Origin of the sequence: Vibrio sp. V23_P3S9T160, from assembly GCF_963886625.1 — a bacterium.
Classification (GTDB): domain Bacteria; phylum Pseudomonadota; class Gammaproteobacteria; order Enterobacterales; family Vibrionaceae; genus Vibrio; species Vibrio anguillarum.
Genome location: NZ_CAWPDB010000063.1, coordinates 1 through 3,781, shown reverse-complemented (window position 1 = coordinate 3,781; position 3,781 = coordinate 1). Strand labels below are relative to the sequence as shown.

The window sequence follows — 3,781 nt, the reverse complement described above, 5'->3', positions numbered from 1 at the left end:
CCAGCATACCATCCAATATATAAATCATCTTGTCCACATCAGATCCCACAAGTCTACGAAATAAATACAACCTCATCATTATACAAAAAATCATAAAACGCTCAAGAATTATAAATATAAAATTTTTTGATTTTATAAAAATAAAAAATTCAGGGAAAATCAATAATGAGCAATAGCCTCAAAGTGTATAGTGAGTATGCAACACATTGAGCCAAGCTAGCAGCACAACAAAGCTATAGGTAATAAAGTAAGTCCTAATGAATAAATGTGCCTTTTAGCAAAAGTAAAAAAGTAAAAAATGAGGATATTAGTCTTACAACACTAACAGAGCATATCCATGTCATAACTGCATGGTTTGTTATTATTTTTAAACATTATCAAATAAAATGAGGCATTTTCATGGCAAAAATATATAAATCGATATTTTTTTTAAATTTAAGCATTATTGGAATGATACATATAAATAATGCTTATGCTGGATCGTATACACCAAACGATCTAGTTGAGGGGCGCTTACCCAGTTATGATAATAATGTCACCTTGACTTTAGGTGATGGTAACTGGTCAAAAGAAATAGTGTTACCTCAAAAGCCTAAGAATGGTGACAAGGTAAACATTATATCAAATGCAAGTTATGATTCTAAGATAGTTGGTAATATTATTGGTTTTGGTTCAATAAAGATAAAAACGAATGACCGGATCGAAATGGTCTATAAACCGGTTACTGCTTCGGCATCTGCTTGGACACTGAAAGATGAGGCATCGCCGAATAATGGTGGCGTACATATACCGAACAATAAGAAGTATGTTGCTTATTTTGTCGCAAATAGTAATTGGGATAAACATCTGTACCTCCCTGACACTAAAGGTGTGGCAGAAAAAATAGTGGTCAGATCAGAAGCTGCATATGACACTTATATAGATCGTAGAATGATCGCAGGTAGCACAGATCTAAAAATTTCTACTAATCAAGTAGTGATATTCACATGGAATTCTACACTTAACAAATGGAGTGTATTTAAAGAAGGAGATTCAGATAGTTTGCAGCGCAGCGTGAGACCGCTGGCATTTTTAGATATGTCTTTGGATACGAGTACGCAAGGTACTGACCTTTATAATAATGGGCGAATGCAAAAACCTATAGCGATTACCTATAAAGCCTGTTTATTGAATGACTATGAACTGAATGATCATCGTTGTAATCCAGTGCAGATTACTGAAGATGAAATTAAATATTATATCCGATTAGGCATCTACAGGAGAAATGATGGTAATTACCCTGAAGAGTTAGCGGATATTTATCCTGAGTTTGTCATAGATTATGAACAAGATATGCGTTATGAGACTCGTTTACCAGTAAGTTTAAATAAGCAAAAAACTGCTGCGTACATGGATGAAAAAGCGGCTCTCAGGACAGCTACAATCTGGTTACGATATAAGCCTAATTCTCTTACTGAACAGAGAAATGTTGACCTTTGCACATTCAGTGTTTACGAAGATCAAGAAGGAAACAGTATTCCGGGGGCATACACTAACGACTGTGGTCCGGATGGATTTGGAAGCCCAGCACGAAGACTCTCAGTTATTGATGGAAGCTATCAAGGGTCAATAACAGATAACTTAGGTATTTTAAAGCAGAGCAAAGAATTAATTGAAATATGTAGTAATGAGAATGATTGTGGCGGGCGTCCAGGATGGCGAACTAGAAATGGTTGGGCAAGAGGAATATCATATGCGAAAGCCAATCTCTATAAATATTCAGCTAGACGTGCTGGGCATCACTTTTTACCTGCGACTAATACCAAGTCAACAGAATTATCACGTGGGTGCGTGAAAGATGCGGCTGGAGGCAGCGATTCTAAAGATGACGGTATTTGCAGTAAAGTAACGTCGAGTGACTATGCAGATTATAGTTTCTATACCTCTGACCTCCAATTTGGTGAAACAAAAACAGTTGAACTTTCTTATACAAATATGCAAAAGCAAGGTGTGGTACCCGGTTATTATTATGATCACCGAGATACTTGGCAGTTTGATACCAACAATTTTGATGTAGACCGTTATGGCACTTTTTCAATTTACAGTGTGTTGCCAGTCATTGATTTTCGAAGTGATGATTTTGACACTTTTGTTATGTTTTCTGGTCCGTCTTGGGCAGGTTCAACACAGACATCAGAAAGAGCAATTGAGTCATTTATTGAAGATAATTATGGTAATCGATTTAAATTTTCAGCCACTTTATACGCAGAACCTAAGGTTGGCGCCGCAGGTGGAAAATCAAAAAATTTCGCGTTAACACGTGTAAAAGGTGAAAAATTTGTTCCAGTATTAGATTAAGGATAGTTATTAGTATAAGTGTGTTTTTTAATTAATCTATCAATGTATGATTTTTGGATGGGTATTGGAGCACACTTGTCTATTCGACTCCATTCTATAACAATTGATGCATAGGCTTAATTAACTCTATGAATCGTAAACTTCTTATTATATTAAGGATTATATGAAAAATCACATATCAGAATCATTATTTAATCAGGCAATTTCCCGAAGATCTTTTCTAAGTAAGAGTATTTCAACAGCAATTATTAGCACAGCTACACTTAATGCGCTATCTGTTTTTGCTCATGTTTTCAATCTGGATGAGGAGAAGCTTATTACACTTTTTACTCATGAGTTTACAGGTTTTAATGGAGAAACATTAGACCCAGTGACCGGAAATTATATGCTGGGGAATGGTTATCGTGGATATAATCCATTTTTGATGCGTTTTATGTCGCAGGACTCGTTAAGCCCCTTTTCAGATGCTGGTATCAATGCTTATCAATATTGTCATGGAGATCCAATTAATCGTATCGATCCTAGTGGTCATTTAGATGCGAAGAAACTTGGGCTCGGTATATTTTCCATACTTACTGGTATTGCTGGAGTGATAGCTGCTCCCTTTACTGGTGGTACATCTATTGCCATAGCTACGGGTATTATCGGTTCTGTCGCAGGATCTATAAGTGGGGTGTTAACTGTTTCTGCTGCCGCTGTTGAGGAGCGTAATCCTGATACCGCCCAAAAACTGGATATTGCTTCATGGGCATTTACAGGTATCTCGCTTGCTGCTGGTGCTGTAGGTGTGGCGGGTGAAGTAGCGCAAGGTTTTAAAACACCAGGCTTTGTGACCAATTTGTCTAAAGGTCGGTTAGGCCAGTCTCGCTTCAAAACGGAGATCAAATTCCGCTCTAAGAGTCACATTACAACAAGACGATCTGAATTAGCTACAAAAGCAAATAAAGCAATGCTAAAGATTGAAGCTTCTGGAGATTTTGAAACTGGACTCAAAGCTGGCCATTCAGATTTACTCATACAAGTAAATACTATAAGAGCAGATAAACTTACCGCTTTAAAGCTTCCAAATGGTTGGAATTCTTATGCTCCTAAAAACATTTATGGTACTAAAGGTATTTTAGGTTCACGAATGATGAAAACTCATTCACTCAAAAAAGGAATGAATAGCCCAAAATCTATACTTTCTATCGGAAATTCAATTGCTAAACAAGCTGGTTCTTTAGCATCAGGTGCTATGGGAATTCTTGCAAAAGCGAATAAAATGTCAGAGAAGAACAATACCGAATCTAACGACTCGTTCACAAAAATCTTACATAGTGCTGCTAGCCAATATTCGGATAGAGTTGTTGCTCCTGGATTATCTAGAATGAGTATTCTTCATATAGATACAAACGCTATCAATATAAACACATCGATCCGTCAAGGAATTTTCGCTGTATAGAGG

At 36.7% G+C, this 3,781-nt stretch carries 2 protein-coding genes; both read left to right on the top strand.

Going from position 1 to position 3,781, the window contains the following annotated elements:
• Positions 1-399 precede the first annotated feature (399 nt).
• The gene (locus tag AACU59_RS03585; RefSeq protein WP_161437829.1) at positions 400-2,337 is read left to right on the top strand and encodes a hypothetical protein; all 1,938 of its coding nucleotides are present in this window, start codon (positions 400-402) and stop codon (positions 2,335-2,337) included.
• A 163-nt stretch (positions 2,338-2,500) separates the two neighbouring features.
• Complete coding sequence (locus AACU59_RS03580; RefSeq protein WP_161437828.1) at positions 2,501-3,778, top strand: RHS repeat-associated core domain-containing protein; 1,278 nt, start codon at positions 2,501-2,503, stop codon at positions 3,776-3,778.
• The last annotated feature ends 3 nt before the right edge of the window (positions 3,779-3,781 follow it).